This window comes from Myroides phaeus (assembly GCF_900099675.1).
GTDB lineage: Bacteria > Bacteroidota > Bacteroidia > Flavobacteriales > Flavobacteriaceae > Flavobacterium > Flavobacterium phaeum.
In genome coordinates this window covers 17,916-42,287 of record NZ_FNDQ01000012.1, presented here as the reverse complement: position 1 = coordinate 42,287, position 24,372 = coordinate 17,916, and the positions used below count along the sequence as shown (strand labels likewise).

Below are 24,372 nucleotides of genomic sequence, written 5' to 3'. Positions count from 1 at the left end.
TTACTGGGCATTTTTTATTGTGTATAATATAGTATAGGATATCTAACAAATACTATATTTGCAACTTAATTAAAAATCAGATACACAAGATTACATGATAACAGTTAATGATATTTCAGTTCAGTTTGGTGGTACTACTTTATTTAGTGGGGTTAACTTTTCAATTAATGAGAATGATAAGATTGCTCTTATGGGAAAAAATGGAGCAGGTAAATCTACTTTATTAAAAATTGTAGCAGGAAAAAACAAACCTTCTTCTGGATCAATTTCAGCACCAAAAGATGCCGTAATTGCTTATTTACCACAGCATTTATTAACGCAAGACGATTGTACTGTTAGAGAAGAAGCATCTAAGGCTTTTTCTGACATTTTTTCAATGAAAGATGAAATAGATAAACTTAATGAAGAATTAACTGTACGTACAGACTATGAAAGTGATAGTTATATGAAGTTAATTGAGCGTGTATCTGAATTAAGTGAAAAATTCTATTCTGTTGAAGAAGTTAATTACGAAGCCGAAGTTGAGAAAATCTTAAAAGGACTTGGTTTTAGTCGTGAAGATATGGATAGACCAACTTCTGAATTTAGTGGTGGATGGAGAATGCGTATTGAATTAGCTAAAATTCTTTTGTTGAAGCCAGATTTAATCTTACTTGATGAGCCTACAAACCACATGGATATCGAGAGTATTCAATGGTTAGAGTCGTTTTTGATTAATTCGGCTAAAGCTGTTATGGTAATTTCCCATGACCGTGCTTTTGTAGATAATATCACAAACCGTACGATTGAGGTAACGATGGGTAAAATCTATGATTATAAAGCGAAATACTCAGATTATTTGGTATTGCGTCAAGATCGTAGAGCACACCAATTGAAAGCATATGAAGAGCAACAAAAAATGATTGCTGAAAACACGGAGTTTATTGAGCGCTTTAAAGGGACTTATTCTAAAACTTTACAAGTACAATCGCGTGTTAAGATGTTAGAGAAATTAGAGATTATTCAAGTTGATGAAGTAGATAATTCTGCTTTGCGTTTGAAGTTTCCTCCAGCAGCTCGTTCAGGTCAGTACCCTGTTGTAGTTAATGAATTATGTAAGTCTTACGGAAACCATGTAGTATTTAAAAATGCTAATATTGTTGTTGAAAGAGGACAGAAAGTTGCTTTTGTAGGAAAAAATGGTGAGGGTAAATCTACTATGATTAAAGCAATTATGGGGGAAATTGACTATGAAGGAAGCTTAGAGTTAGGACACAATGTTCAAGTTGGGTATTTTGCACAAAATCAAGCATCATTGTTAGATGAAAGCCTGACTATATTTGAAACAGTAGATCGTATTGCAGAAGGAGATATCAGAACACAAATCAAGAATATTTTAGGAGCGTTTATGTTTTCTGGAGATGATATTCATAAAAAAGTGAAGGTGTTATCAGGAGGAGAGAAAACTCGTTTAGCAATGGTTAAGCTATTGTTAGAACCTTATAATGTTCTTATTCTGGATGAGCCTACAAACCACCTTGATATGAAAACAAAAGATATTATCAAGGATGCTTTAAACGAGTTTGAAGGAACAGTAATCTTAGTTTCTCACGACCGTGATTTCTTAAATGGATTAGCAGAAAAAGTTTTCGAATTTGGGAATAAAAGAGTTGTGGAACACTTTGAAGATATCAAAGGTTTCTTAGCGTTTAAAAAAATGGAAAGTTTGCGTGAAATAGAGAAATAGCAGAACTTACTTAATTATTAGTAATGGTAATTTTAAAATAAACGCGTAGCAGGGTTTTTTACGCAAAATAAATAGAGCATCCTTCTAAATTTAGAAGGATGCTCTATTTATTTTGCGGATCTTTAAAAGCATAAATGGCATATGTTTTGTTTAATGATAATTTGCGAAAAAAAAGAAGCAAATGAAAAAAAGAGTATTAAGTTAAAGTTTGTGTTTAAGCTCTAAATAAAATGAGTAATATGTGGTTTGGAGTATTAAAATTTTCAAATATGACTTTACTTTTACATAAAATAGTTTAATTTTATGCTGATTTTTAAAATAGTCAAGGCTAAAGTTTTATAGTTTTTATATTTGTGTATGTTTAAAATAACAATGTAAGTTAATGAAGAAATTGGAATTGAATAAATGTCTTTCTATAGTAGGGGGAATTCTTCTTTGCGTATGTGGAACAAATGCTGCTTTTGGGCAGTCTATGACATTTAGAGAAGCTTATGAAATAATGAACAAAGAGAATAGTTTGTTAAAAGCTATTGAGAAAAAAGAGGAGGTTCACGAATTTGAATGGAAAGCAAGAAAAGGGCTTCGTTACCCTACAGTGCGTGCTTTTGGTTTAGGATTATATAAAGATCGTCAATTAGGAATTGATTTGAACGGATTGAAAAATGGCATTGGTGATTTTATACACCTTCCAAATCCTGGTGTACTTGGAGATTGGGACATTACTTTAAATAAACGCGGTATGGCCATGGGAGGTTTTATGGCAACAATGCCTTTGTTTACGGGAGGAAAAATTAATGCTGCTATAAAAGCTGGTGAAATAGAGAAAAAAATAGGAGAAAAAGAGCTAGTCAGTGCTAAGAATAAATTGATTTCTGAACTTGCTCAACGCTATTTTACTGTTAAGTTAGCAGAACAAGCAGTAGTTGTCCGTAAAGAGGTTCTGAAAGGAATGGAAAACCATTTACATGATGCTACTAAACTGGAAGAGAATGGAATTATAGCTCCGGTTGAAAAGCTTTCTGCGGATGTAGCGGTATCTGAAGCTAAACGAGAATTAGATGCGGCAGTAAAAGACGCAAATTTAGCAAGAGTAGCTTTAGCTAATACTTTAGAAGTAGAAATAGTAAACAATGAATTGGCGAGTGACTTTTTTATTGTACCCTCATTAGAGGAGCTAACGGTTTATCAAGAGTCAGCAGTTGAAAATTATCCTGAATTACAAAAAGTAGCTTTGCAAAAAGAATTAGCAGAGCAAGGGGTGAAGGTAAAGCAATCTGCAAATTATCCAACAGTGTTGGCATTTGGACAAACTATTTTAGCACATAATAACCCTGTGAATGGATTAGATATATTGTATAATGATAACAAACCTTGGACTATAGGTGTGGGAGTTACTTATACTTTATTTGAAGGGTTTAAAAATAAGAATGAAATTAAAGCTGCTAAGGCTACAAAAGAAAGCGTAGAGCTGTTTGAAGTAAAAGCCAAAAGTGATATTAAGATGTTAGTAGCTAAGTTATATCAGGATATTCAAAAGCAAGAAGAACAAATTAATAATTTAAATGTTCAAGAAACATTAGCTACAGAGTTTTTACGTGTTAGAAATAAGGCGTTTTCAGAAGGATTTGCTACGTCAACAGATGTGGTAGATGCAGAGATGAAATTGTCAGGAGTGAAGCTAATGAAGTTACAAGCGCATTTTAATTATGCAGTAGCTTTGGCTTCTTTATTTGAATTCACAGGATTGAGTAATGAGTTTTTACAGTATACAAAGTAATATAAGATTTAGAAATGAAAAGAAATAAGATAGTAAGCGCAATTGTAGGACTATTTGTAATCGTAGTTATCTTAACAGTATCATTGTGGTATATGAGTGCTCCGACAGAGTCTTATATTCAAGGTCAGGTTGAAGCAACACAAATTAATGTAGCTTCTAAAATACCAGGTCGTATTAGTGATATTTATGTGAAAGAAGGAGAACAAGTAAAAGCTGGTCAGGTTTTGTTGCAAATTAGTACTCCAGAGATTGATGCAAAGTTAGCACAAGCAGAGTCTGTGCAAAAAGCGGCACAAGCTTTAGATGATAAAGCTAAAAAAGGAGCAAGAGAAGAAGAAATTCAAGCTGCTTTTAATATGTGGCAACAAGCAAAAGTTGGAGCTGAATTAGCAGAAAAGACGTTTGCACGTATTGAAAACTTGTTTAATGAGAAAGTATTACCTGCTCAAAAAAGAGATGAGGTTTATACACAATATAAAGCAGCACAAGAAGTTCAAAAGGCTGCTCATTCTCAATATCAAATGGCATTGAAAGGTGCGCGTGTTGAGGATAAAGCTGCTGCAATGGCTCAGGTACACCAAGCAATGGCTGTTGTAGAAGAAGTAAAAATATTACAAAGTGAAGGGCAAGTTAAAGCACCTCAAAATGCTGAGGTATTAACAATTATGCCAAATAAAGGAGAAATTGTAAACTCAGGTTATCCAGTAGTTAACTTAGTAGATTTAAGTGATGTTTGGATTTATTTCAACATTAGAGAAGACTTAATGCCAAAGTTTAAAATGAATACTAAGTTTACTGTTAGTATTCCTGCTTTAGGACAAGATAATATTGAACTTGAAGTAAAATATATTGCTGCACAAGGAGATTATGCTACATGGAGTGCTACAAAAGCACAAGGTGATTTTGATATGAAAACATTTCTAATTAAAGCTTATCCAACAACTAAAGTTGAAGGTCTAAGACCAGGGATGAGTGCATTAGTGTTAGAAAGTAGTTTGAAATAAATAAATAGTAAAGTGAAAAAGGGTTTTTGGTCCATATTTAAGGGAGAATGCACAAGGATTTTTACAAGTCCGAGGCTATTAGTATTGATGTTGGGAGTCCCTTTGATACTGTTTATCTATTATGCCTCATTATTAGGCAAAGGAGTTTCAAGGGATTTACCGATAACATTGTTAGATTTAGATAAAAGTAATTTATCTCGTCAATTTGCACGTACGTTGGAGTCAACATCAACAATGAAAATTGCTTATGAGGTTGCCGATGAAGTTGAAGGACAGAAAACTGTTCGTAAGGGAGAGTCATTTGCGATGGTTATTATTCCTAAAGATTTTCAAAAGAATGTACAGAAAAGTGTTTATACAAATATTACTTGTTATTATAATGGACAATATTTGTTGCCAGCAGGTTTAATTCTTCGTGATTTTCAATTGACTGCTGGTATCTTTGCAGCAGGTGCTCGTGTGCAAGTTTTACAACAAGGAGGAGCAATGTTAGAGCAAGCTGTAACAATGGTTTCTCCTGTAGGTACAGATTCTCATGTTTTATACAATCCGTATACAAGTTATGAATATTACCTTACAATTGCATTTATGCCTATGGCATTTCAGATTGTGATTATGGTTGTTTCTATCTATGCATTTGGTTCTGTATTGAGATATAGAAAAGGCCGAGAATTATTAGTACAAGGAAATGGAAATATATTTACTATTATTTTAGGTAAGATATTGCCTTATACAATTGTCTTTTCTATCATAGGTTTTTTTATGAATACATTGCTATATTACAAAATAGGTATTCCATTTCAGGGTAGTTTTTTTGTAATTAACTTGTTTTTCATATCCTTTATTGTGGTATGTCAAAGTATGGCTTTTTTCTTAGCATCTGTAATGTTTAGTATGAGAACAGCTCTTACAATAGGAGGTTCTTATGCTGCATTAGCTTTTTCTTTTGCAGGATATACATTTCCTCCTGAAGGGATGAGTGCTTTTATTAGAGGGTTTAATTATATTTTCCCATTCCACGCTTATTTGCGATTTATTGTGGATTATGCTGTTAGAGGGTTTGCATATAATAGTGTACAACAAACGTATGTGATTACACTTGCTGTTTTTGTATGTGTCGGAATTATAGGGATACCTTTTTACTATAATAAATTAAAGAGAGGAGGCTACAATGTTTAAGGGAATTATAGAAAGTTTTGCTTTAATAATAGAGGCTTGTAAGAGAGAATTTAAACTGATTTTTGCAGATTCAGCAATTGTGATGTCTTATATAATTTCAGTTTTATTAGTTGGTTTCTTTTATTCGTACGTGTATTCTCACGAAACATTTAACGATTTGCCGGTTGCTGTGGTTGATAAAGACCATTCAAGTTTAAGTCAGCAAGTGAGTAGAATGATTGAGGCTACTCCTCAATTAACTATTGCTTATCATACATCAAGTCTTGACATGGCGAAAGAGTTATATGAAAAGGAAGAAGTAAAGGGAATTATTGTTATACCTGCTGATTTTGGAAGAGATATACAGAAGGGATTAATGCCTCACGTTTCTGCTTATTGTGATGCTTCTTATATGTTGTATTATAAGCAAACAATAGGGGCTGTTATGCAGGCTTTAGGTACTTTTAACGGTCAAGTTGAGGTAAATAAAATGCTGTCAAGTGGTATTCCAATGGAACAAGCTGTTGCTACAAGACGACCATTTAATATTACAGCGACTCCTTTGTATAACATAAATGTAGGATATGCTACATTCTTAATTCCTGTTGTTTTTATTATTGCATTGCAAACATTACAATTGACAGGAATGGGGATTTTAGGAGGTACGATGAGAGAATTAAATCAGTATTCTAAAACATTTGCATTTGCTAACAGGCGTTTTGGAAGTGTGTTTTTGACTTTAGGAAGATCACTAACTTATTTAATAATTTCAATGGTGTTATTGTTAATTGAAATCTGTGTGGTTATGCATATTTTTACGTTTCCACAAAGAGGTAACTTATTTGAAATTATGGTCTTCTTAATTCCATTTATTTTAGCTGTTACTTTTATGGGAATGGCTCTTGTAAATTTATTTAGAAGAAGAGAAGATGCAATTATGACAGTCACTATTTTTTCTATTCCTACGTTATTATTGTCTGGAATATCGTGGCCTACAGTTGCTTTTCCTACTTGGGCCAAGATTGTGTCTGTTTTTGTACCAAGTACTACTGGAGCTCAAGGCTTTGTAGCATTAAGTCAATTTGGTGCTTCTTTATCTGAAATGAAAAGTCTGCTTATTCAGATGTGGGCAGTTTGTATATTTTATTTTGTACTGGCTGTATGGACTAATAGTAGATTTTGTAAACAAGAAAAAAAAACTGATTCAATATAATTTGAAACGAAAAGGGGAGGTATATCAAGTATACTTCCCCTTTTTATATATCAATTAGAAAAGAAAATGTATGTGTTTTGTCATAAATCTTTGCTGTTGAGAATAGATAACAGTTTAATTATACTTTTAATTTGATAAGGTCAACTTGTAAATACTCGTTGCTTTATCGTCATTATCTGGGTCTTCACACAATAAGAAGGTTGTTGTTGATTGGTTTTGGTCAAACAGTGTAATACCTTCAAACTTATGTGTCTCAGAAATCACTTTTGTTTTCTCTACTTTCAACTTTTTTAAGTCAATACGTCCGACTAATGTTCCTTTTATTTCGCCGTCTGCATAAGTAGATTGGCTATCTTCTGCAGCTGCTAAAAAGTATAGTTTATCACCTACTCTTACCGCATCTGTAAAACTGCTTTGTACTTTTTGAATCTTAGGTAATTTTATAGGGGTATAAGTGATTTGAAAGTCATTTAAAATATTTGCTCCTTTTACAACAAATATACCATTTGCCGCTTTAGGGCCATTTCCTCTATTAAAAAAGTACCATTGTTCGTTATCAAAAACTACTCCTTCTATATTAAAATCTTCTTCAGATAAGTCTGCGAAACTCCTCATAGAATCGTATAAAATATCTAAGTCATTTTCACTAATTACCTCATTCGTTAGTCTGTTTATTTCCACCAGATTTATTCTGTTAGACTTTGAACCAGAACCAAAGATGTAATAGTTGATTCCATCTGTTGTTATTGCCTCATAATCTGGCTTTACACTTTTCACAATATTGTCTGCACCATTACCATCCGTTGTTAAGGGTGTTTTAAAAAGTTGTTCTTTCTCCATATTGTAATGGTAGAAGTTGGTTGAGTTGTCAGCAATTAAGTGAATTTGATTATCGTTGTAGATAAGGCCAGATGCTGCGCTTATACCGAATATTTGGAAAAGTAGTTCTAATGCAAATTGCTTCATTGAAATAAATATTTGAATATAATTCGTTTAACTAATAAAAAGTAGTAAATTATACTTTACAAAAAGTACGTTATGAAGGTAAGAGAAAATTATAGGATAGACAATCCAATTGAGTTGGAAAAATTATCAACGAAACCCGATATAGATATTACTTCAAAGAAGGCTATTCGCAAGTTAGAAGGATTGAGTAGAAAACTAAGTAAGTTTCAAGATGTGATGTATGCACACAATAAATACAGCGTTTTGATTTGCTTACAAGGAATGGATACAGCAGGGAAAGATAGTTTGATTAGAGAGGTGTTTCGCTCTTTTAACGCAAGGGGAGTAGTTGTTCAGAGTTTTAAGAAGCCGACTTCTTATGAGTTAGAACACGATTATTTATGGCGTCATTATGTAGCTTTACCGGAGAAAGGAAAGTTTACAGTATTTAATCGTACACATTATGAAAACGTACTTGTTTCAAGAGTTCACCCACAGATTGTTTTAAATGAACGCTTACCACACATAACAAAAGAAGAAGATATTACAGAGGAGTTTTGGGAAAATAGGTTAGATGAGATTAAGAACTTTGAGAAACATATTCAAAACAATGGGATAGTGGTTATTAAGATATTTCTACACTTGAGTAAAGATGAACAGAAGAAGAGAATTTTAAGGAGATTAGACCAAGGGAAGCACAATTGGAAGTTTGCGCCTGAAGATGTAAAGGAAAGGGAATATTGGGATTTATATCAACAATATTATGAAGAAGCAATAAACGCAACATCAACAGAAGAATGTCCGTGGTATGTTATCCCAGCAGATGACAAAGCAGTTTGTAGGTATATTTTTGCAAAGATATTAGATGAAATATTTAGTGAGTTTACAGATGTGAAAATACCAGAGGTTTCTGAAGATATAAAAGGTGATTTAGAAAGGTATAAGAAAATGTTGTTAGAGGGGGATGTACAAACAAAAGGGAATGAAGAAGAATGATTGACCTTTTCTACAGCATAAAATATAAAAAGTAAAACGCCTACGAGCAATATGCTGTAGGCGTTTTTAATTGTGGCTTGTTTTCTGTTGTGTTTTTTGGCTGGCTTATTTATTTTTCTTCTGTTTCTTTTTGTACTTATTTTTAGCTTTTTCGTTGTGCTTTTTGTAATTCTTTAAGCTAAAACCATAAGCAACACGTACGCCAATTTGGTCTGTGTTATAGTCATTGTAGTTTTCATAACGTAAACTAACATCAATGAATTTGTTTGCAAAACCAATTGAAGGCGACCATAGGAATGAGTTTCCCATTTCTTTATGTGTACCAATAGCAGCTCCTAACTCTCCCATAGCATAAATGTTCTTGCTTAAGAATTGTTTGAAACCTGCTTTTATAGGTACTAAACCTAAATCTCCGTTATCTCCATCAAATAAATGAGTATATCCAGAGGTAAGTGTAAATGATGTTTTTTTACTTACATCATATTGTAATCTTGCATCAACACCTAAAGCAGCATCGTATTTCGAATCTGTCGGTACTCCACCATTAATTCCGAAACCAACGCGGAATCCTTTAGGGTAATAAGCTTTAGTTTTTTGTTGAGCCATAGCTGGTGAAGCTATAAATAAGGCTCCTGTTAGTAAAGTAAAAGCGAATTTTTTACTTAATGCGAACATAGGTTTTGAGTTTTATTAGTTTTATTGTGGATGATATAAACAAAAAACTTGCCGTTGACTAAACATTTTTAATTTATTAAGAGAAGTGAAAATTTTATTTCGGGCTCAACTCTGTATATTTGCAAAAAAAAGATGAATTTATCTATTTACTTTAAAGAGTTTAATTATAATATCCGACTTGCCTATCCAATTATTTTAGCCATGTTGGGACATACAATTGTTGGAGTAATAGATAATATAATGGTTGGTAAAATTGGCGCAACTGAATTAGCAGCTGCTTCGTTAGCTAATAGTTTTGTCTTTATTGCCATCTCTTTAGGAGTAGGTTTTTCTACTGCTATAACCCCTCTTGTAGCACATAGTGATGCTGAGAATGACGTAGATACAGGAAGAAGTATTTTTGTGAATGGCTTGTTTTTGTGTACGACTTTAGGAATTGGATTGTTTTTATTAATCTTTTTTTCTAAGCCGTTATTAATGCATATGGGGCAACCAGAGGATGTTACTTTATTAGCAAAGCCATTTTTAGATATTGTGGCATTGTCTTTAATCCCAATGGTAATGTATCAAGCTTACAAGCAGTTTGCCGATGGTAAAAGTCAAACCAAAAATTCAATGTACGCAACCATAATTGCCAATGTAACAAATATTGTTTGTAACTACGTTTTGATTTATGGTGTGTGGATTTTCCCCGAAATGGGGATGTTAGGGGCAGCGTATGGTACACTTATTTCGCGTTTGGTGATGATTGTGTATATGCATTTTGCTTTGAATCGCCAAGAGATGTTCAAGCCATTTATGTCTAAGATGCAGTTGACTGACTTAAAAAAGGATATGCTAAATAGAATAAGTAAACTTGGAATTCCTTCTGGAATGATGAGTTTCTTTGAAGTTGCATTATTCGTTGGAGCTGTTTGGCTGTCAGGAATGATTGGTACAGTGGCTCAAGCGGCAAATCAAATTGCGTTGAGTATGTCTTCAATGACATTTATGTTTGCAAGTGGATTGAGCGTAGCAGCAATGATTCGCGTTGGAAACCAGAAAGGACTTAAAAATTATGTGCAGCTAAAAGTTGTTGCTCGTTCTATTTTATTAATGGCAATTATCATTTATACTGTATTCGCTCTGTGTTTTGTATTGTTTCACAACTATATTCCAATGTTGTTTTTAGATAACAAAGATGAGGTAAACGCTTTGTTGAATGACGAAGTGATTAGAGTAGCAGGACAATTATTATTAGTAGCTGCAATTTTCCAAATATCAGATTGTATTCAGGTGGTGACACTTGGTGCATTGCGTGGATTACAAGATGTAAATGTACCAATGATTATTACCTTTATATCATATTGGATTATAGGGTTCCCTGTGTCAATTTATTTAGGATTATACACAGATGTAGGAGCACCAGGTATATGGATAGGATTATTAGCAGGATTAACTACTGCGGCAATATTTTTATATCTTCGCTTCCACAAACTATCAAATAAATTAATAAATAATTAAAATCATATAATATGCAATTACCTAAATTTGTTTTAGCAGATAATACAGAGTTTCCAGATGATATCTTCATTGTACATTTAGATTTTCCAAGATTCATTATCAACTTAAATACAGATGAAATCGAGTTTTTAGAAACTATTGAGGAGAATGAAGAAGCTGAAGTAGAAGCTGAAATGGAAGGATTAATCGTTAAAGCTGGAGAGTTTTACGAGAGAGAAATGGAACGTTATGTAGAAGATGAAGAATTAGGAGAAGAAGACTAATCCTTATTCTTTAAAATAGAATTCTAAGATTTTATGAGCAGCTGCAAAAGGTGATAATTCATTGTTTTGCACTGCTTTTTTGTTTTCTGTAATCAGCGATTTAATACCTTGGTGATTGTAGAAATTCATTAAGATGTTCTCATTAATGGTTTCCATCATCCAATATTGATTCTGCTCTTGTCTGCGATTTTGGAAGTAATTGTTTTGTGCTGTTAATTCACAATACTTTTCAATTATATCCCATATTTCTTGAATTCCTGTGTTCTGTAAAGCACTACAAGTAGTAACTTTTGGAGTCCAATCAGAAGGTTTTTTAGGGAATAGGTGCAATGCTCTATTAAAGTCTAACTTAGCTTGGTGAGCTCTTTTTACATTTTCACCATCAGCTTTGTTTATAACAACAGCATCAGCCATTTCCATAATCCCTCTTTTAATTCCTTGTAACTCATCTCCAGCACCAGCTAAGTTAAGCAACAAAAAGAAGTCAACCATACTTTGAACAGCTGTTTCACTTTGTCCGACACCAACTGTTTCTACCAAGATAGTGTCAAAACCACACGCTTCACATAATATGATGCTTTCTCTTGTTTTACGAGCTACCCCACCTAAGCTATCGCCTGATGCAGAAGGGCGGATATAAGCATTAGGATCTTTCACAAGTTCTTCCATTCTTGTTTTATCTCCCAAAATACTTCCCTTGGTAATACTACTACTTGGGTCAATAGCTAATACAGCTACCTTTTTACCCATTGCTGTTAATAATTGTCCGAATGACTCGATAAACGTACTTTTTCCAACACCAGGAACTCCCGTTATACCAATGCGTATAGAATTGTTTGCAAAAGGCAAACAACCTTGAATAATTTCTTCTGCTTGTTTATGGTGGTCTTGATTAAGACTTTCAATAAGCGTGATACCCTGACTTAAAGCCACTTTATCGTGGTTGGTAATTCGCTTGATAATTTCTTCCGTACTGATACGTTGCTTGCGTCTTTGTTGAAAACGTTGAATAGCATTAGCATTAGTAATGTGAGGTTGTTCAACCCCTTCATTTTCTTTTAATGCCGATTTGTTATTCATTTGTAAATTAGACGAATGCATGAAGTAAGTGTTTTTGATGTGTGAGTAGTAAAATTAGTAAAAATCTCCTCAGTTAAAAATTAAAATACACTTTAACCAAGTTTTAGGGCTTTTACAGCTATATTTACGAACTCACAAACTATATTTATATGATTAATTTTATCGGTTTTCAAAAGAAATGGTTGGATAAAGTAGGACAACAATCGCTGGCTCAAAAGACAGTATATCCTATTTTATTGGCCATTAGCTTTGGACATTTATGTAATGATTTATTACAAGCAGTGGTGCCTGCTGTATATCCAATGTTGAAAGAAAACTATAAGTTGAGTTTTGCTCAAATAGGTATGATTACTTTTTGTTATCAAGTTTCTTCCTCTTTACTACAACCCTTAGTTGGAAATTATACAGATAAGCATCCACAACCTTATTCTCAAATGTATGGAATGATTTGCACAATGTTAGGGGTGATGTTGTTGAGTTTTGCACCAAGTTACGCTATTGTTCTATGTTCCGTTGTATTGATTGGAATAGGGTCTTCTATTTTTCATCCAGAATCGTCAAGAGTATCTTTTGTAGCCTCAGGTGGAAAGCGAAGTTTAGCACAATCTATTTTTCAGATAGGTGGAAATACAGGTACGGCATTAGCTCCGCTATTAGTAGCGTGGATTGTATTACCAAAAGGACAGCAACACTTATTGTGGTTTGTGTTTGTAGCTTTAGTCGCACAGTTTGTATATTATTTTATAGGTACTTGGTATAAGGGAATTTTAAGTAATCCGGTTCACAAAAAGAAAAAGGTAATTCGCATTCCTGAACTGTCTAAGTTTCGTGTTAACTCAGCTATAGCTGTCTTGTTATTGCTGATTTTTTCAAAGTATTTCTATGTAGCGAGTATTTCAAGTTATTTCCAATTTTTTACGATGGAAAAGTTTGGCGTAAGTGAAGTCCAAGCACAAGTATATTTATTCTACTTTTTAATTGCCGTTGCCGCAGGTACTTTGATCGGAGGTTTCTTTGGAGATAGAGTAGGGCGTAAATATATTATATGGTTTTCTGTATTAGGGGCAGCGCCATTTACACTGCTGTTGCCTTATGTAGATTTGTTTTGGACAGGTATATTAATCGTTATTATCGGTTTAATTATGTCCTCTGCATTTCCTTCTATTTTAGTGTATGCACAAGAATTGTTGCCTAAGAAGATAGGTATGGTATCTGGTTTGTTTTTCGGTTTTGCATTCGGTATGGGTGGTTTAGGATCAGCTATATTAGGGGTGTGGGCAGATAAAACGTCTATTGAACACATATACCACATTTGTGCTTTTTTACCTTTAATTGGAATTATAGCTGCCTTTTTGCCTAATATGAAAAAAGTGAAGTTTAGAGAGGAAGTATAATATTGTTGAGTATATTTATGATTATTAATTAAATATGTTGATTATGAGTAAGTTGTTTTTGTTTGTAGTAGTTATAGGCTGTGTTGGTTGTACAGTGAGCAAAGAGAAAGTGGTTATTAAGAATTCGCAAAAAAAAGTGGTTGTGATGAAGCAAGAAAGCACCTTTAAAGAAGAATACACAACTCGTGTAACTGTTTATAATGATACGGTAAATCCACAGACTTATAATACGATTGATAACAAGAATTTTCTATTAATCAAAAAGTAGGGTTAAGAAGGTTATTATTAGAGTCCAACAATACTTGATGTAAACAAGTAACAAGGCAAGGCAACTGAAATAGATTAGTTTGCTAAAACCTGTATTTAGATAGAGGATAACTTATATAGCATAGTTTTGCATAGTTTCGAAAGCTGTTTATTGTGGAGTAAAACAAGAAAGAGTTTCTATCTAAGACAGTTTATAGAACAACGAAATAAAGAAAGACGATTGCGATGCTTATCTATTACAAACGCATTAGTGATAAGAGAAAATAAAAAAGCTTGAAGAATAAACTTCAAGCTTTTTTGTTATATCGATTTTAAGTCGTTTTAAAGTATTTTTCCTGTTAAGAACATTGCTGCAATAGAGAAATAGATTATCAATCCAGAAACGTCTACTAAAGTAGCTACGAATGGAGCAGATGCTGTTGCAGGGTCCATTCCGAACTTTCTAAGTATAAATGGAATTAACGAGCCTGATAGTGTTCCCCAAAGAACGATGAATAACAACGATACAGATACACTCAACCCTACGAATACCCAATGTTCTCCATAATCGTATATTCCTGCTTCTTGCCAAATTAGAATACGGATAAATCCAATTGTACCTAATAGTCCTCCAAGCATAACTCCAGAAGCAAGCTCTTTACGCATTACATACCACCAGTCGTTTAATTTTAATTCTCCTAATGCCATAGCACGAATAACAAGTGATGCTGCTTGAGAACCTGAGTTACCACCACTTGAAATAATCAATGGAACGAATAAAGCAAGTACAACTGCTTTTTCAATTTCTTCATCGAAATACCCCATAGCAGAGGCAGTTAACATTTCTCCTAAGAATAGGATAATTAACCAACCAGCACGTTTGCGAACTAATTCAAATAGGGGTGTATGTGTATATGATAAATCTAATTCTTCCATCCCCCCGAATTTCTGGATATCTTCAGTATCACGTTCTTTAATTTTATCTAAGATATCATCAAAGGTTACAATTCCTACCAATACTCCTTTTTCGGTAATAATTGGTAAAGCAGATCGATCGTATTTTTCAAACGTATCAAACGCTTCCTCCATTGGAGTAGTTGAGGTGATTGAAACAAAAGTATTATCTACTAATTCAGAGATTAAAGTATCTTCATTTGCAAGTACAAGCTCCCCTAACTTTAAGTCATCAATTAATTTGTTGTTGTCATCAACAACATAGATGTAGTTTAATGTTTCTGCTTTTTTTCCGTATTTCTTGATATGCTGAAGAACTTGTTTTACCGTTCTGTTAGCCTTTGTTTGAATGTACAAAGGTGTCATCAGTCTGGCAATACTATCTTCTTTGTACCCGATTAGGTTTAAAGCTATTTGTTTTTCCGTATCATTTAATAAGTTAATAGAATACTTAATTAACTCATCCGGAAAGTTTTCTAATAATTCAGTACGGTCATCTGGCTCAAGGTTATTTAATACATCAGCATAATCCTCTTGTGTCATACTGTGTACAATTTCTTCTTGTATATTGATGTCAAGAAAAGAAAAAACTTCAACCTTTAAGTCGGGCGAAAGCTTTAAAAATTCAAGGTTTCGCTGTTTTCTTTTCATTTCTGAAATAGCTTCAGCAATATCTGCTGGGTGCATATCTGTAAAAGTCATAGGATGAAGTTTGTAAAGTAATTATAACTGATATGATAAATAACAAATACAAAAATAAGCTTTAGAATGCATATTTTAAAATTTCTATTGATTTTTATATTAAAAACAAATACAAAAGTTGATAAAACAGAGAAAAATTAGGAGTTATTTTCCGATTTGTCAAGTAAATTATTTTCTAAACTCTTCTTTGCTTTAGCGCCCATATCTTTTAATTTTTGTACAGAAGTAATTAGATTCCCTTTTCCTTCACTTAATTTATTAAAAGCACTTTCGTATTCGTTTTTAGTCTCATCAATTTTTTTACCAACTTTTGTTAAATCAGTAATTAGACCAACAAATTTATCATATAATAAACCAGCTTGTCTTGCTATTTCATACGCGTTTTCTTGTTGTTTACGCTGTGTCCACATAGATTCAATAGTCCTAAGAGTAGCTAACAACGTTGAAGGGGTTACAATAACAATATTTTTCTCAAATGCTTTTGTGTATAAACTATTGTCTGCATTAATAGCAGTTGAGAAAGCTGTTTCAATCGGAATAAACAATAAGACAAAATCAGGACTTGTCCCTTTGTACAATTCAAAGTAATTCTTTTCAGATAGACCATCTATGTGGCGTTTGATAGATATTAGGTGTTCTTGTAAATAACGTCTTTGTTCATCTACATCTGTTGTATTTACATATTGTTCATAAGCAACTAAAGATACTTTAGAGTCAATAACCATATGGCGTTGGTCTGGTAAATAGATAACAACATCTGGTTGAAGTTTGTTTCCATTTTCAGTCGTATAACTTTGTTGTGTTTCATATTCGCGGCCTTTTTCTAAACCAGATTTTTCTAAAACACTTTCAAGAATCATTTCTCCCCAATTCCCTTGCATTTTATTATCTCCTTTTAGTGCTTTTGTCAGGTTTAGCGTTTCCTCACTCATCTTCATATTGGTTTGTTGTAAACCAAAGATTTGTTGGCGCAATGCCGCGTGGTGGTCAATGCTCTCTTTGTGTGTTTGCTCTACCTTTTGTTCAAAGTGAAGTATTTTTTCTTGCAAAGGAGTAAGAATTGTTTCTAAGTTCAATTTGTTTTGTTTGGTAAACTTTTCACTTTTTTCTTCTAAGATCTTGTTAGCTAAGTTTTCAAATTCAATTGTAAACTTTTCTTGCAACGCTTGGGTTTCTTGTTGCTGTTGTTCAAGACGTTCTTTAAGATTAGCAAATTCCGTTTCGCGAATACTAATACGGGCAATTAATTCTTGGTTGTCTTGTCGTAAGATTTCATTGCTATCTTCCAAACTTTCCTTCTCTTCTCGAAGTTGGTGAATTTGCTTGTTTTGAAAGTCATTTTCGGCTTGTAGTTTAATCGTTGACTCATTAGTAGAACCATCTTTTTTTCCTGATTTTCCAATAAAAAAGGCTACAATAATTAATATTGCTAATAGACCAATTAAGATTTCTTGTGACATAGAGAAATTGTTTTAAATCCCAAAAGTAAGGAATATAACGATTGTAGGCGTATAAAGTATTGCTATGGTTTGTAGCAAAAAAAGGGAGGTTAGTACAAAACCAACCTCCCTTTTGAGTATAGTAGATAAAAGCTTATTTACTTAAGTACATTTTTCTACGAGAGTAGATTTCGTAGAATTGGTCATCTCTTAAATTGTCGATGAATAATATGCTTTCTCCTGTAGATTTCATTTCAGGACCAAGGTTTTTATTCACGTTTTTAAACTTGTTAAAAGAGAATACTGGCGTTTTAATAGCGTATCCGTTTAATTGAGGATTAAAAGTAAAGTCTGTTACTTTTTTCTCACCTAACATTACTTTAGTAGCATAGTTTACATAAGGTTCACCGTATGCTTTAGCAATGAAAGGAACCGTACGAGATGCTCTTGGGTTTGCTTCAATGATGTAAACAACGTCATCTTTAATTGCAAACTGAATGTTGATTAAACCAACTGTTTTTAAAGCTACAGCAATTTTTCTTGTGTGGTCTTTAATTTGGTTTAATACAAACTCTCCTAAGTTGAATGGAGGCAACATTGCGTGGCTATCACCAGAGTGAACTCCACAAGGCTCAATGTGTTCCATGATACCAATGATGTGTACATTTTCTCCATCACAGATAGCATCTGCTTCCGCTTCAATAGCACCAGCTAAATAATGATCAAGAAGAAGAGAGTTACCAGGAATTGAGTTTAATAATTCAATTACGTGTTCTTCTAATTCTTTCTTGTTGATTACAATTTTCATTCCTTGACCTCCTAATACGTACGATGGACGTACTAATAATGGGAAAGCAAGTTCGTCTGCTAATTTTAAAGCTTGTTCAGCTGTTTTAGCAACACCAAATTGAGGGAATGGGATGTTTAATTCTTCTAATAAAGTAGAGAAACGTCCACGGTCTTCAGCTAAGTCTAATGCATCATAGCTTGTACCTAATATTTTGATACCGTTTCTTTCAAGTTTCTCAGCAAGTTTAAGTGCTGTTTGTCCCCCTAATTGAACGATAACACCTTCCGGTTTTTCGTGTTGAATAATATCGTAGATATGTTCCCAGAATACAGGTTCGAAGTATAATTTATTAGCTGTATCGAAATCTGTAGAAACAGTTTCAGGGTTACAGTTAATCATAATAGTTTCGTATCCACATTCTTCAGCTGCTAATACCCCGTGTACACAAGAGTAATCAAACTCAATACCTTGACCAATACGGTTAGGTCCTGATCCTAATACAACTACTTTTTTCTTGTCAGATACAACACTTTCATTAGAAACATAACGAGTTCCGTCAGGGCGTTCTATTTCAGACTCAAAAGTAGAGTAGTAGTATGGTGTTTTAGCAGGGAATTCAGCAGCACAAGTATCAACTAACTTGAACACACGTTTAATTCCTTGTTCATCACGTAAATTGTGAACTTTACTTTCAACTGTTTTTAGCATATGTGCTATTTGTCTGTCAGCAAAACCTTTTTGTTTTGCGTCTAACATTAAGTCTTTTGGTAAAGTTTCAAGAGTATATTTAGAAATTTCTTTTTCAAGCATATATAATTCTTCATATTGTTTTAAGAACCACATATCAATCTTAGTAATTTCATGAATTCTGCTTAATGGAATTCCGTGTTGGATTGCATCATAGATTACAAAAACTCTATCCCAACTTGCGTGAGTTAGTTTTTCAATGATTTGATCATAGTTTGTATAACCTTTACCATCAGCTCCTAAACCGTTACGTTTAATTTCTAATGATTGTGTTGCTTTGTGTAATGCTTCTTGGAAAGAACGTCCAATACCCATTACTTCACCAACTGATTTCATTTGAAGACCTAATGTGCGGTCAGCTCCTTCAAATTTATCAAAGTTCCAACGAGGGATTTTTACAATTACATAATCTAAAGTTGGCTCAAATAAAGCTGAAGTAGATTTAGTAATTTGGTTTTGTAACTCGTCTAATGTATAACCTAACGCTAATTTAGTAGCTACTTTAGCAATAGGGTATCCAGTTGCTTTAGATGCTAAAGCAGAAGAACGAGATACACGAGGGTTAATTTCAATAGCAACGATATCTTCTTTTTCATCTGGAGATACAGCGAACTGTACGTTACAACCACCAGCGAAGTTTCCGATACTACGCATCATTTTGATAGATAAATCACGCATTCTTTGGAATGTTCTATCTGATAATGTCATAGCAGGTGCTACAGTAATACTATCTCCAGTGTGAATTCCCATAGGGTCCATATTTTCGATAGTACATATGATAACTACGTTATCATTTTTATCACGTAATAATTCTAATTCATATTCTTTCCATCCAAGTAAAGCTTTGTCAATTAAAACTTCGTGGATTGGAGATGCTTCAAGACCATTTTTTAATAGTTCGTCAAAGTCTTCCGCTTTGTAAACAAAAGCAGCTCCAGTTCCTCCTAAAGTAAACGAAGGACGAATTACCAATGGGAAACCGAATTCTTGTGCAATTTCTTTTCCTTCTAAGTAAGAAGTAGCAGTTTTTGCAGGTGCAGCAGGAACGTCAATTTTTTCTAACAATTGTTTAAATTGCTCACGGTCCTCTGTTACGTTAATAGCGTTGATATCAACTCCGATAAGGCGAACTCCAAAGTCAGACCAGATACCTTTATCGTCACATTCTAAACATAAGTTTAATGCTGTCTGTCCTCCCATTGTCGGTAGTACAGCATCAATTTCAGGATGCGCTACAAGGATCTCGATGATTGATCTTGCTGTTAAAGGTTTTAAGTAAATATGATCTGCCATTGAAGGGTCAGTCATAATTGTAGCAGGGTTAGAGTTAATAAGAATAACTTTAATTCCTTCTTCTCTTAGAGATCTTGCTGACTGTGAACCTGAATAGTCAAATTCACAAGCTTGTCCGATAATGATTGGTCCTGAACCAATGATTAGTACAGTTTTAATGGAAGTGTCTTTAGGCATCTTTAAAATTGTGTTGTTATGTTAATTACTTTATAATCAGTAAAGTAAGTTTAGTGTTGTTGTGTGTGATAGATAGTTTTGTTTCCGACAGACTATAAAAAAAGGCGTTACGAATAATAGTAACACCTTTAGCTATGTTTTATACAAACATTATTTTTTATGTCTTGTTTCACAAGAAACAGAGATTTTATGTCTTCCTTTAGCTCTTCTTGCAGCTAATACTTTTCTACCGTTTGGAGTAGACATTCTTTCCATGAAACCATGCTTGTTTCTTCTTTTTCTATTCGATGGTTGAAACGTTCTTTTGCTCATTGCTTTTATCTTTAAATCTTAAATTTTACTATCTCAAAAAATTAGCTTCGAAATACTTGTCCTTTCAAAACCGAGTGCAAATATATAAAAGTCTTTTTACTCTTACAAAATGTTTTGAAAAATATTTTTAGTTTTTCTTTTGAGTTTTCCTTCTCTTGCAAATATAATAGAAAAGGTAACTAAATATAGTATATAATGTGAGAATTTATAATTAATGTAGATAGCTTTGTTTTCGAATAGTGTGGGAGTCTTTCTTTTAGTAAGTAATAATAGGTGTTCTTAAATTCTTTAATTTCTATAAAACACTAAAGTGAAGTAACTTTCTTCACCTGTAATTGTTTACTTTTTTAAACTATTCTATTGTTTTAAGGAAACTTATCTATAGTTATTCTCAAAACTTTTTTTATATTCGCTTTTTAGTTCTCCAAGAATATAGGAGAATTTACCAACAAAGAGAGGTTACACTTAACTGTGTATGAAAAGGGAATCGTGTTAAAATCACGAACTGTCGCGCAACTGTAAGTAATGCATAGGCTTTTATCCAAAGGATACCACTGTCGTCATAAACGATGGGAAGGTTGATAAAAGTTGTTACAAGTCAGGAGACCTGCCTATTCTTTTAAAGACGATGCTTTCGCGGTTTAGAGCTTAATGTCAAGTTGAATTACAAGTATAATAAGTACATCCTAAAAGTACTTTAGTATTGATTTAGTTTTATGTTTTACTAACTAAATCGCATTTTGCTGTATTCATACTTCACGTTATTTTTCCATTCCCATATCGTTTTTACGTCAGTGTTAGTTGCTATAACAAGAGTATTCTCATTTGTTATCAGTAATCACAGATTGTATTGATTGAATTGAAATAGTTATAAGCAATAATAATGGTTCTTAAAGAAACAGTAGAGGAGAGAAAAGTAAAAGCAGAAACACACGTATTTAAAGTCGTTTTTCCTGATACTACAAATCACCACAACACAATGTTTGGTGGTCGTGTGATTATGATGATGACAGAAACAGCTTTTATGACAGCAACAAGATTTTGTAGAAAGAACTTTGTAATCGTTAGTAGCGATAAAATTGATTTCTCTAAACCTATACCTGCAGGCTCGTTAGTTGAAATGGTAGGTAATGTTGAGTCAATTGGAAATACAAGTATTCGCATCCGCGTAGAAGTCTATAGAGAGAAGATGAAAGAAGATTATAGACAACAAGTAGTAAGTGGTGTGTTTACTTTAGTAGCATTGAATGATGATTTTAAACCGATTCCAATTTTGGATGAGGTAGAATAGTTTAAATTTTGTAAGCATCTTACATTTTTTAGTTTTTGGTAGGGGGATAAATCTTTTAAAAGATTTATCCCTATTTTTTTACAATATAATAAGTATTTATATTGAAGTGTGAAGGTAAGTAGAAAAAGGATATACTTAATACAATAACAACATTAAAAGGGTGTTAAATAGAGATAGTAGAACAATTAAAATGCTTATTTAATAATAGATATAAAGTACATGAATTACCAATTACAAGGTGTTATATGGGGTTTAAAGTATTTTTATTAGAAGTATTTTTAATTCTTGTTTTACACTAGTACCACATTAGTACCACACTAGTACCACACATCTTCGGTAAAAAAGCCTCTTTTTGGAGAGTGTGTGGTACTAATGTGGTAGAAGTGTCGAACATGGTACGTCTAAAACTTCATTTTTATAGGTTCTTTATCGCAAGTACAATTCAATATATTTCATTGTAAATCTTTGTTTATTTTAGGAAAGAGTTATTTAAGCTTAGTTTCTAATTTTTTTGCTTGAGTCTCAAAATAGAGGGGGATATCATATATATAATTAAAGTAGCTTAAAAAAGCTTGATGCAATTAGTTTTATAGCAATTTTTTTGTGTTTTTTTTAAAGGCTATAAGAATTATGAAAAATGTATGGTAATAGTATGAAAAACAATTAAAATAAAGTAGGTAGTGTTTATGAAGAATAAAAAAGGAGTAAGTAAGAGAAAAGTGAAGTGATAAGAAGGTCTTATTAAGAGAGACAATGCTAATAAAAAAGCCCTTTCATTTAAGAAAGGGCTTAGTTGTCTATTATTTTTTAGAACCTCCAGATAGGAAGTAATAGATTACATAAAACCATCCAAATAAGAAGTGTAGTATTGCCCATAAGATTGATTTATTTCTTTTCCAAGATAAAAATACAGCAACCAATGAACCGATGCTTACACCAAACAAACCTCCTTGAGATAAGTTTGTTGTACTATCATTTGCCATAGCAAATGTACTGACTAATGTTAAAGTAAGTGTTAATAACCAGTTTTTCTTTTCCATTTTTGTTTAAATTAATTGTTTAAAAATTTAATTTTAAGTAAAAATAGTCAAAAAAAGTAATACTCTAAAGTATGAAACTATATTTAGCTTAATCGTCTTTTTTATTTAACAGTGTTTAAGCACAAAAAAAGCGAAACTATTAAGTTTCGCTTTCTATATTTTAGTGCTTGTGTAAAAATGCTTGACGTTGTAAAAGTGTTTCTTCACTTTCAACGTGATTGTCGTCTGGAATACAACAATCAACTGGGCATACAGCAGCACATTGAGGTTCTTCGTGGAATCCTTTACACTCCGTACATTTAGAAGGTACGATGTAGTAAAATTCATCAGATACTGGTTCTTGAGCCGCATCAGCGTCTACTTCAGATCCATCAGGTAAAACGATTTTACCAGAAAGGGCTGTACCATCTTTGTATCTCCAATCATCTGCACCTTCATAAATCGCTGTATTTGGACATTCAGGTTCGCAAGCTCCACAATTAATGCATTCGTCTGTTATAATGATTGCCATAGCTTATATTTTTGTTTTATATGTATTAACTTTGTGGCAAATTTACACCCAAAACAATTCACATACAAGTCAATATGGATTTAGATGTTAAAAAAGTTGCATTTGTTAAAATTGGAGACTTTTTACGCCAATTCGCTACAAATGAGTTTATAAGAAACAATGATGTTTGTCATAATGATAGATTTTATTGCGAATTTGAAGAATTAATTAATAGTAGCGTAAACTACAATGGTTGGTTTACAAGAGAACAAGTTATTAATTCGATTAGCTCTTGGGCTGATGCTTTGACTAAAGAAAACTTAGAAAAGTGGACTTCACAATATGATTTTGAAAAAGAACCTTTAAAGAAAGTTGGACTTATTTTAGCTGGAAATATTCCGTTAGTAGGGTTCCACGATTTCTTATCTGTTCTTATGTCAGGAAATATCGCTTTAGTAAAAATGTCTTCAAACGACCAGAAACTATTGCCTTTCTTGTCAAATTACTTGGTAGAGGTTGAACCTAAATTTGCTGATCGCGTAGTTTTTGTGAAAGGTAAATTGGAAGATTTTGATGCTGTTATTGCAACGGGTAGTGATAATACTGCGCGTTATTTTGACTACTACTTTAGCAAAGTGCCTAATATCATTCGTAAAAACAGAAACTCAGTAGCTGTTTTAAATGGCGAAGAAAGCCACGATGATATGGTTGCTTTAGGGAAAGACGTATTTACTTACTACGGATTAGGATGTAGAAACGTGTCTAAGTTATTCGTACCAAGAGGTTTTGTATTTGATGGTTTTTACCAAGGAATGTACGAATACCGCGATGTTATTGAATATGAGAAATACTCAAATAACTACGACTATAACAAAGCAGTTTTCTTGATGAGTGAGTTCAAATTGTTAGACAATGGTTTCTTGACAATTAAAGAAGATACTACTTATGCATCACCTATATCGTCTGTATTTTACGAGTATTATGACGATATTGAAGAAGTGAAAACACGTCTTGCAAATGATCACGAGAAAATCCAGTGTATCGTATCCAACAATTTAATTGACGGAAGTATTGCATTTGGACAAACGCAAAGCCCACAGTTATGGGATTATGCTGATAATGTAGATACATTGCGTTTCTTATTAGATTTATAGAAA

The 24,372-nt window shown here is 33.0% G+C and carries 21 protein-coding genes and 1 riboswitch; of the genes, 12 read left to right on the top strand and 9 right to left on the bottom strand.

The genetic code is table 11. The features are described 5' to 3' along the window. Positions 1-94 precede the first annotated feature (94 nt). The 5 genes from BLT46_RS07665 (at position 95) to BLT46_RS07645 (ending at position 6,878) form a co-directional block, all read left to right on the top strand. On the top strand, positions 95-1,726 hold the full coding sequence (locus BLT46_RS07665) for an ABC-F family ATP-binding cassette domain-containing protein (protein WP_090408679.1): 1,632 nt from the start codon (positions 95-97) through the stop codon (positions 1,724-1,726). 382 nt (positions 1,727-2,108) lie between these two features. Then, positions 2,109-3,503, top strand: coding sequence for a TolC family protein (locus tag BLT46_RS07660; protein ID WP_090408676.1), 1,395 nt, complete (start codon positions 2,109-2,111; stop codon positions 3,501-3,503). Between the two features lie 14 nt (positions 3,504-3,517). Continuing rightward, a complete protein-coding gene (locus BLT46_RS07655) occupies positions 3,518-4,507 on the top strand; it encodes an HlyD family secretion protein (protein WP_090408673.1) in 990 nt (329 codons plus the stop codon). A 12-nt stretch (positions 4,508-4,519) separates the two neighbouring features. Next, positions 4,520-5,686 carry an ABC transporter permease gene (locus BLT46_RS07650; protein ID WP_262492396.1) on the top strand — a complete coding sequence of 389 codons (1,167 nt, stop codon included), beginning with the start codon at positions 4,520-4,522 and terminating at the stop codon, positions 5,684-5,686. Next, positions 5,679-6,878, top strand: coding sequence for an ABC transporter permease (locus BLT46_RS07645; protein WP_090408667.1), 1,200 nt, complete (start codon positions 5,679-5,681; stop codon positions 6,876-6,878). The genes BLT46_RS07650 and BLT46_RS07645 overlap by 8 nt, the downstream gene beginning before the upstream one ends. Before the next feature lie 126 nt (positions 6,879-7,004). On the opposite strand, the gene BLT46_RS07640 is transcribed toward BLT46_RS07645, so the two are convergent. Then, positions 7,005-7,844, bottom strand: a complete 840-nt coding sequence (locus BLT46_RS07640) for a DUF6929 family protein (protein WP_090408664.1) — start codon at positions 7,842-7,844, stop codon at positions 7,005-7,007. Positions 7,845-7,916: 72 nt separating this feature from the next. Here BLT46_RS07640 and BLT46_RS07635 point away from each other — a divergent pair, with 72 nt between their 5' ends. Next, positions 7,917-8,819: a PPK2 family polyphosphate kinase gene (locus tag BLT46_RS07635; RefSeq protein WP_090408661.1), complete on the top strand. Its 903-nt coding sequence runs from the start codon at positions 7,917-7,919 to the stop codon at positions 8,817-8,819. 105 nt (positions 8,820-8,924) lie between these two features. On the opposite strand, the gene BLT46_RS07630 is transcribed toward BLT46_RS07635, so the two are convergent. Then, positions 8,925-9,494 carry a hypothetical protein gene (locus BLT46_RS07630; RefSeq protein WP_090408658.1) on the bottom strand — a complete coding sequence of 190 codons (570 nt, stop codon included), beginning with the start codon at positions 9,492-9,494 and terminating at the stop codon, positions 8,925-8,927. 132 nt (positions 9,495-9,626) lie between these two features. Between BLT46_RS07630 and BLT46_RS07625 the strand changes: the two genes are divergently transcribed. Beyond that, entirely contained in the window at positions 9,627-10,997 is a 1,371-nt protein-coding gene (locus tag BLT46_RS07625) for an MATE family efflux transporter (protein ID WP_090408654.1), read from the top strand. Positions 10,998-11,008: 11 nt separating this feature from the next. Next, positions 11,009-11,260: a hypothetical protein gene (locus tag BLT46_RS07620; RefSeq protein ID WP_090408651.1), complete on the top strand. Its 252-nt coding sequence runs from the start codon at positions 11,009-11,011 to the stop codon at positions 11,258-11,260. A gap of 3 nt (positions 11,261-11,263) precedes the next feature. Here the strand turns inward: BLT46_RS07620 and meaB are convergent, their stop codons facing one another. Further along, positions 11,264-12,361, bottom strand: coding sequence for a methylmalonyl Co-A mutase-associated GTPase MeaB (meaB, locus tag BLT46_RS07615; RefSeq protein WP_176770740.1), 1,098 nt, complete (start codon positions 12,359-12,361; stop codon positions 11,264-11,266). 128 nt (positions 12,362-12,489) lie between these two features. Between meaB and BLT46_RS07610 the strand changes: the two genes are divergently transcribed. Both BLT46_RS07610 and BLT46_RS07605 read left to right on the top strand, forming a co-directional pair. Then, positions 12,490-13,734 (top strand): MFS transporter, encoded by a 1,245-nt coding sequence (locus tag BLT46_RS07610; RefSeq protein ID WP_090408648.1) that lies wholly within the window; start codon positions 12,490-12,492, stop codon positions 13,732-13,734. 43 nt (positions 13,735-13,777) lie between these two features. Continuing rightward, on the top strand, positions 13,778-14,002 hold the full coding sequence (locus BLT46_RS07605; protein WP_143021878.1) for a hypothetical protein: 225 nt from the start codon (positions 13,778-13,780) through the stop codon (positions 14,000-14,002). 320 nt (positions 14,003-14,322) lie between these two features. Here the strand turns inward: BLT46_RS07605 and mgtE are convergent, their stop codons facing one another. From mgtE to rpmH, 4 genes are all read right to left on the bottom strand, one after another. Next, complete coding sequence (gene mgtE / locus BLT46_RS07600; protein ID WP_090408642.1) at positions 14,323-15,636, bottom strand: magnesium transporter; 1,314 nt, start codon at positions 15,634-15,636, stop codon at positions 14,323-14,325. 137 nt (positions 15,637-15,773) lie between these two features. Beyond that, positions 15,774-17,096, bottom strand: coding sequence for a DNA recombination protein RmuC (locus BLT46_RS07595; protein ID WP_090408639.1), 1,323 nt, complete (start codon positions 17,094-17,096; stop codon positions 15,774-15,776). A gap of 133 nt (positions 17,097-17,229) precedes the next feature. Further along, positions 17,230-20,082 carry a carbamoyl-phosphate synthase large subunit gene (gene carB, locus BLT46_RS07590; protein WP_090408636.1) on the bottom strand — a complete coding sequence of 951 codons (2,853 nt, stop codon included), beginning with the start codon at positions 20,080-20,082 and terminating at the stop codon, positions 17,230-17,232. A gap of 150 nt (positions 20,083-20,232) precedes the next feature. Beyond that, entirely contained in the window at positions 20,233-20,394 is a 162-nt protein-coding gene (gene rpmH / locus BLT46_RS07585; RefSeq protein ID WP_081498613.1) for a 50S ribosomal protein L34, read from the bottom strand. 439 nt (positions 20,395-20,833) lie between these two features. Continuing rightward, positions 20,834-21,023: riboswitch (cobalamin riboswitch) on the top strand. 254 nt (positions 21,024-21,277) lie between these two features. On the opposite strand from rpmH, the gene BLT46_RS07580 reads away from it, so the two are divergent. Then, positions 21,278-21,685 (top strand): acyl-CoA thioesterase, encoded by a 408-nt coding sequence (locus BLT46_RS07580; protein ID WP_090408633.1) that lies wholly within the window; start codon positions 21,278-21,280, stop codon positions 21,683-21,685. A gap of 800 nt (positions 21,686-22,485) precedes the next feature. On the opposite strand, the gene BLT46_RS07575 is transcribed toward BLT46_RS07580, so the two are convergent. Both BLT46_RS07575 and BLT46_RS07570 read right to left on the bottom strand, forming a co-directional pair. Continuing rightward, positions 22,486-22,725: a hypothetical protein gene (locus tag BLT46_RS07575; protein ID WP_218127651.1), complete on the bottom strand. Its 240-nt coding sequence runs from the start codon at positions 22,723-22,725 to the stop codon at positions 22,486-22,488. Positions 22,726-22,885: 160 nt separating this feature from the next. Beyond that, the gene (locus BLT46_RS07570) at positions 22,886-23,236 is read right to left on the bottom strand and encodes a 4Fe-4S dicluster domain-containing protein (protein WP_090408630.1); all 351 of its coding nucleotides are present in this window, start codon (positions 23,234-23,236) and stop codon (positions 22,886-22,888) included. A 74-nt stretch (positions 23,237-23,310) separates the two neighbouring features. Between BLT46_RS07570 and BLT46_RS07565 the strand changes: the two genes are divergently transcribed. Next, on the top strand, positions 23,311-24,369 hold the full coding sequence (locus BLT46_RS07565) for an acyl-CoA reductase (protein ID WP_090408627.1): 1,059 nt from the start codon (positions 23,311-23,313) through the stop codon (positions 24,367-24,369). The last annotated feature ends 3 nt before the right edge of the window (positions 24,370-24,372 follow it).

What these genes read in the sequence shown, in the direction of transcription:
- BLT46_RS07665 (WP_090408679.1), top strand. Translation starts at nt 95, where the DNA reads ATGATAACAGTTAATGATATTTCAGTTCAGTTTGGTGGTACTACTTTA.
- BLT46_RS07660 (WP_090408676.1), top strand. Translation starts at nt 2,109, where the DNA reads ATGAAGAAATTGGAATTGAATAAATGTCTTTCTATAGTAGGGGGAATT.
- BLT46_RS07655 (WP_090408673.1), top strand. Translation starts at nt 3,518, where the DNA reads ATGAAAAGAAATAAGATAGTAAGCGCAATTGTAGGACTATTTGTAATC.
- BLT46_RS07645 (WP_090408667.1), top strand. Translation starts at nt 5,679, where the DNA reads ATGTTTAAGGGAATTATAGAAAGTTTTGCTTTAATAATAGAGGCTTGT.
- BLT46_RS07640 (WP_090408664.1), bottom strand. Translation starts at nt 7,844, where the DNA reads ATGAAGCAATTTGCATTAGAACTACTTTTCCAAATATTCGGTATAAGC.
- BLT46_RS07635 (WP_090408661.1), top strand. Translation starts at nt 7,917, where the DNA reads ATGAAGGTAAGAGAAAATTATAGGATAGACAATCCAATTGAGTTGGAA.
- BLT46_RS07630 (WP_090408658.1), bottom strand. Translation starts at nt 9,494, where the DNA reads ATGTTCGCATTAAGTAAAAAATTCGCTTTTACTTTACTAACAGGAGCC.
- BLT46_RS07625 (WP_090408654.1), top strand. Translation starts at nt 9,627, where the DNA reads ATGAATTTATCTATTTACTTTAAAGAGTTTAATTATAATATCCGACTT.
- BLT46_RS07620 (WP_090408651.1), top strand. Translation starts at nt 11,009, where the DNA reads ATGCAATTACCTAAATTTGTTTTAGCAGATAATACAGAGTTTCCAGAT.
- meaB (WP_176770740.1), bottom strand. Translation starts at nt 12,361, where the DNA reads ATGCATTCGTCTAATTTACAAATGAATAACAAATCGGCATTAAAAGAA.
- BLT46_RS07610 (WP_090408648.1), top strand. Translation starts at nt 12,490, where the DNA reads ATGATTAATTTTATCGGTTTTCAAAAGAAATGGTTGGATAAAGTAGGA.
- BLT46_RS07605 (WP_143021878.1), top strand. Translation starts at nt 13,778, where the DNA reads ATGAGTAAGTTGTTTTTGTTTGTAGTAGTTATAGGCTGTGTTGGTTGT.
- mgtE (WP_090408642.1), bottom strand. Translation starts at nt 15,636, where the DNA reads ATGACTTTTACAGATATGCACCCAGCAGATATTGCTGAAGCTATTTCA.
- BLT46_RS07595 (WP_090408639.1), bottom strand. Translation starts at nt 17,096, where the DNA reads ATGTCACAAGAAATCTTAATTGGTCTATTAGCAATATTAATTATTGTA.
- carB (WP_090408636.1), bottom strand. Translation starts at nt 20,082, where the DNA reads ATGCCTAAAGACACTTCCATTAAAACTGTACTAATCATTGGTTCAGGA.
- rpmH (WP_081498613.1), bottom strand. Translation starts at nt 20,394, where the DNA reads ATGAGCAAAAGAACGTTTCAACCATCGAATAGAAAAAGAAGAAACAAG.
- BLT46_RS07580 (WP_090408633.1), top strand. Translation starts at nt 21,278, where the DNA reads ATGGTTCTTAAAGAAACAGTAGAGGAGAGAAAAGTAAAAGCAGAAACA.
- BLT46_RS07575 (WP_218127651.1), bottom strand. Translation starts at nt 22,725, where the DNA reads ATGGAAAAGAAAAACTGGTTATTAACACTTACTTTAACATTAGTCAGT.
- BLT46_RS07570 (WP_090408630.1), bottom strand. Translation starts at nt 23,236, where the DNA reads ATGGCAATCATTATAACAGACGAATGCATTAATTGTGGAGCTTGCGAA.
- BLT46_RS07565 (WP_090408627.1), top strand. Translation starts at nt 23,311, where the DNA reads ATGGATTTAGATGTTAAAAAAGTTGCATTTGTTAAAATTGGAGACTTT.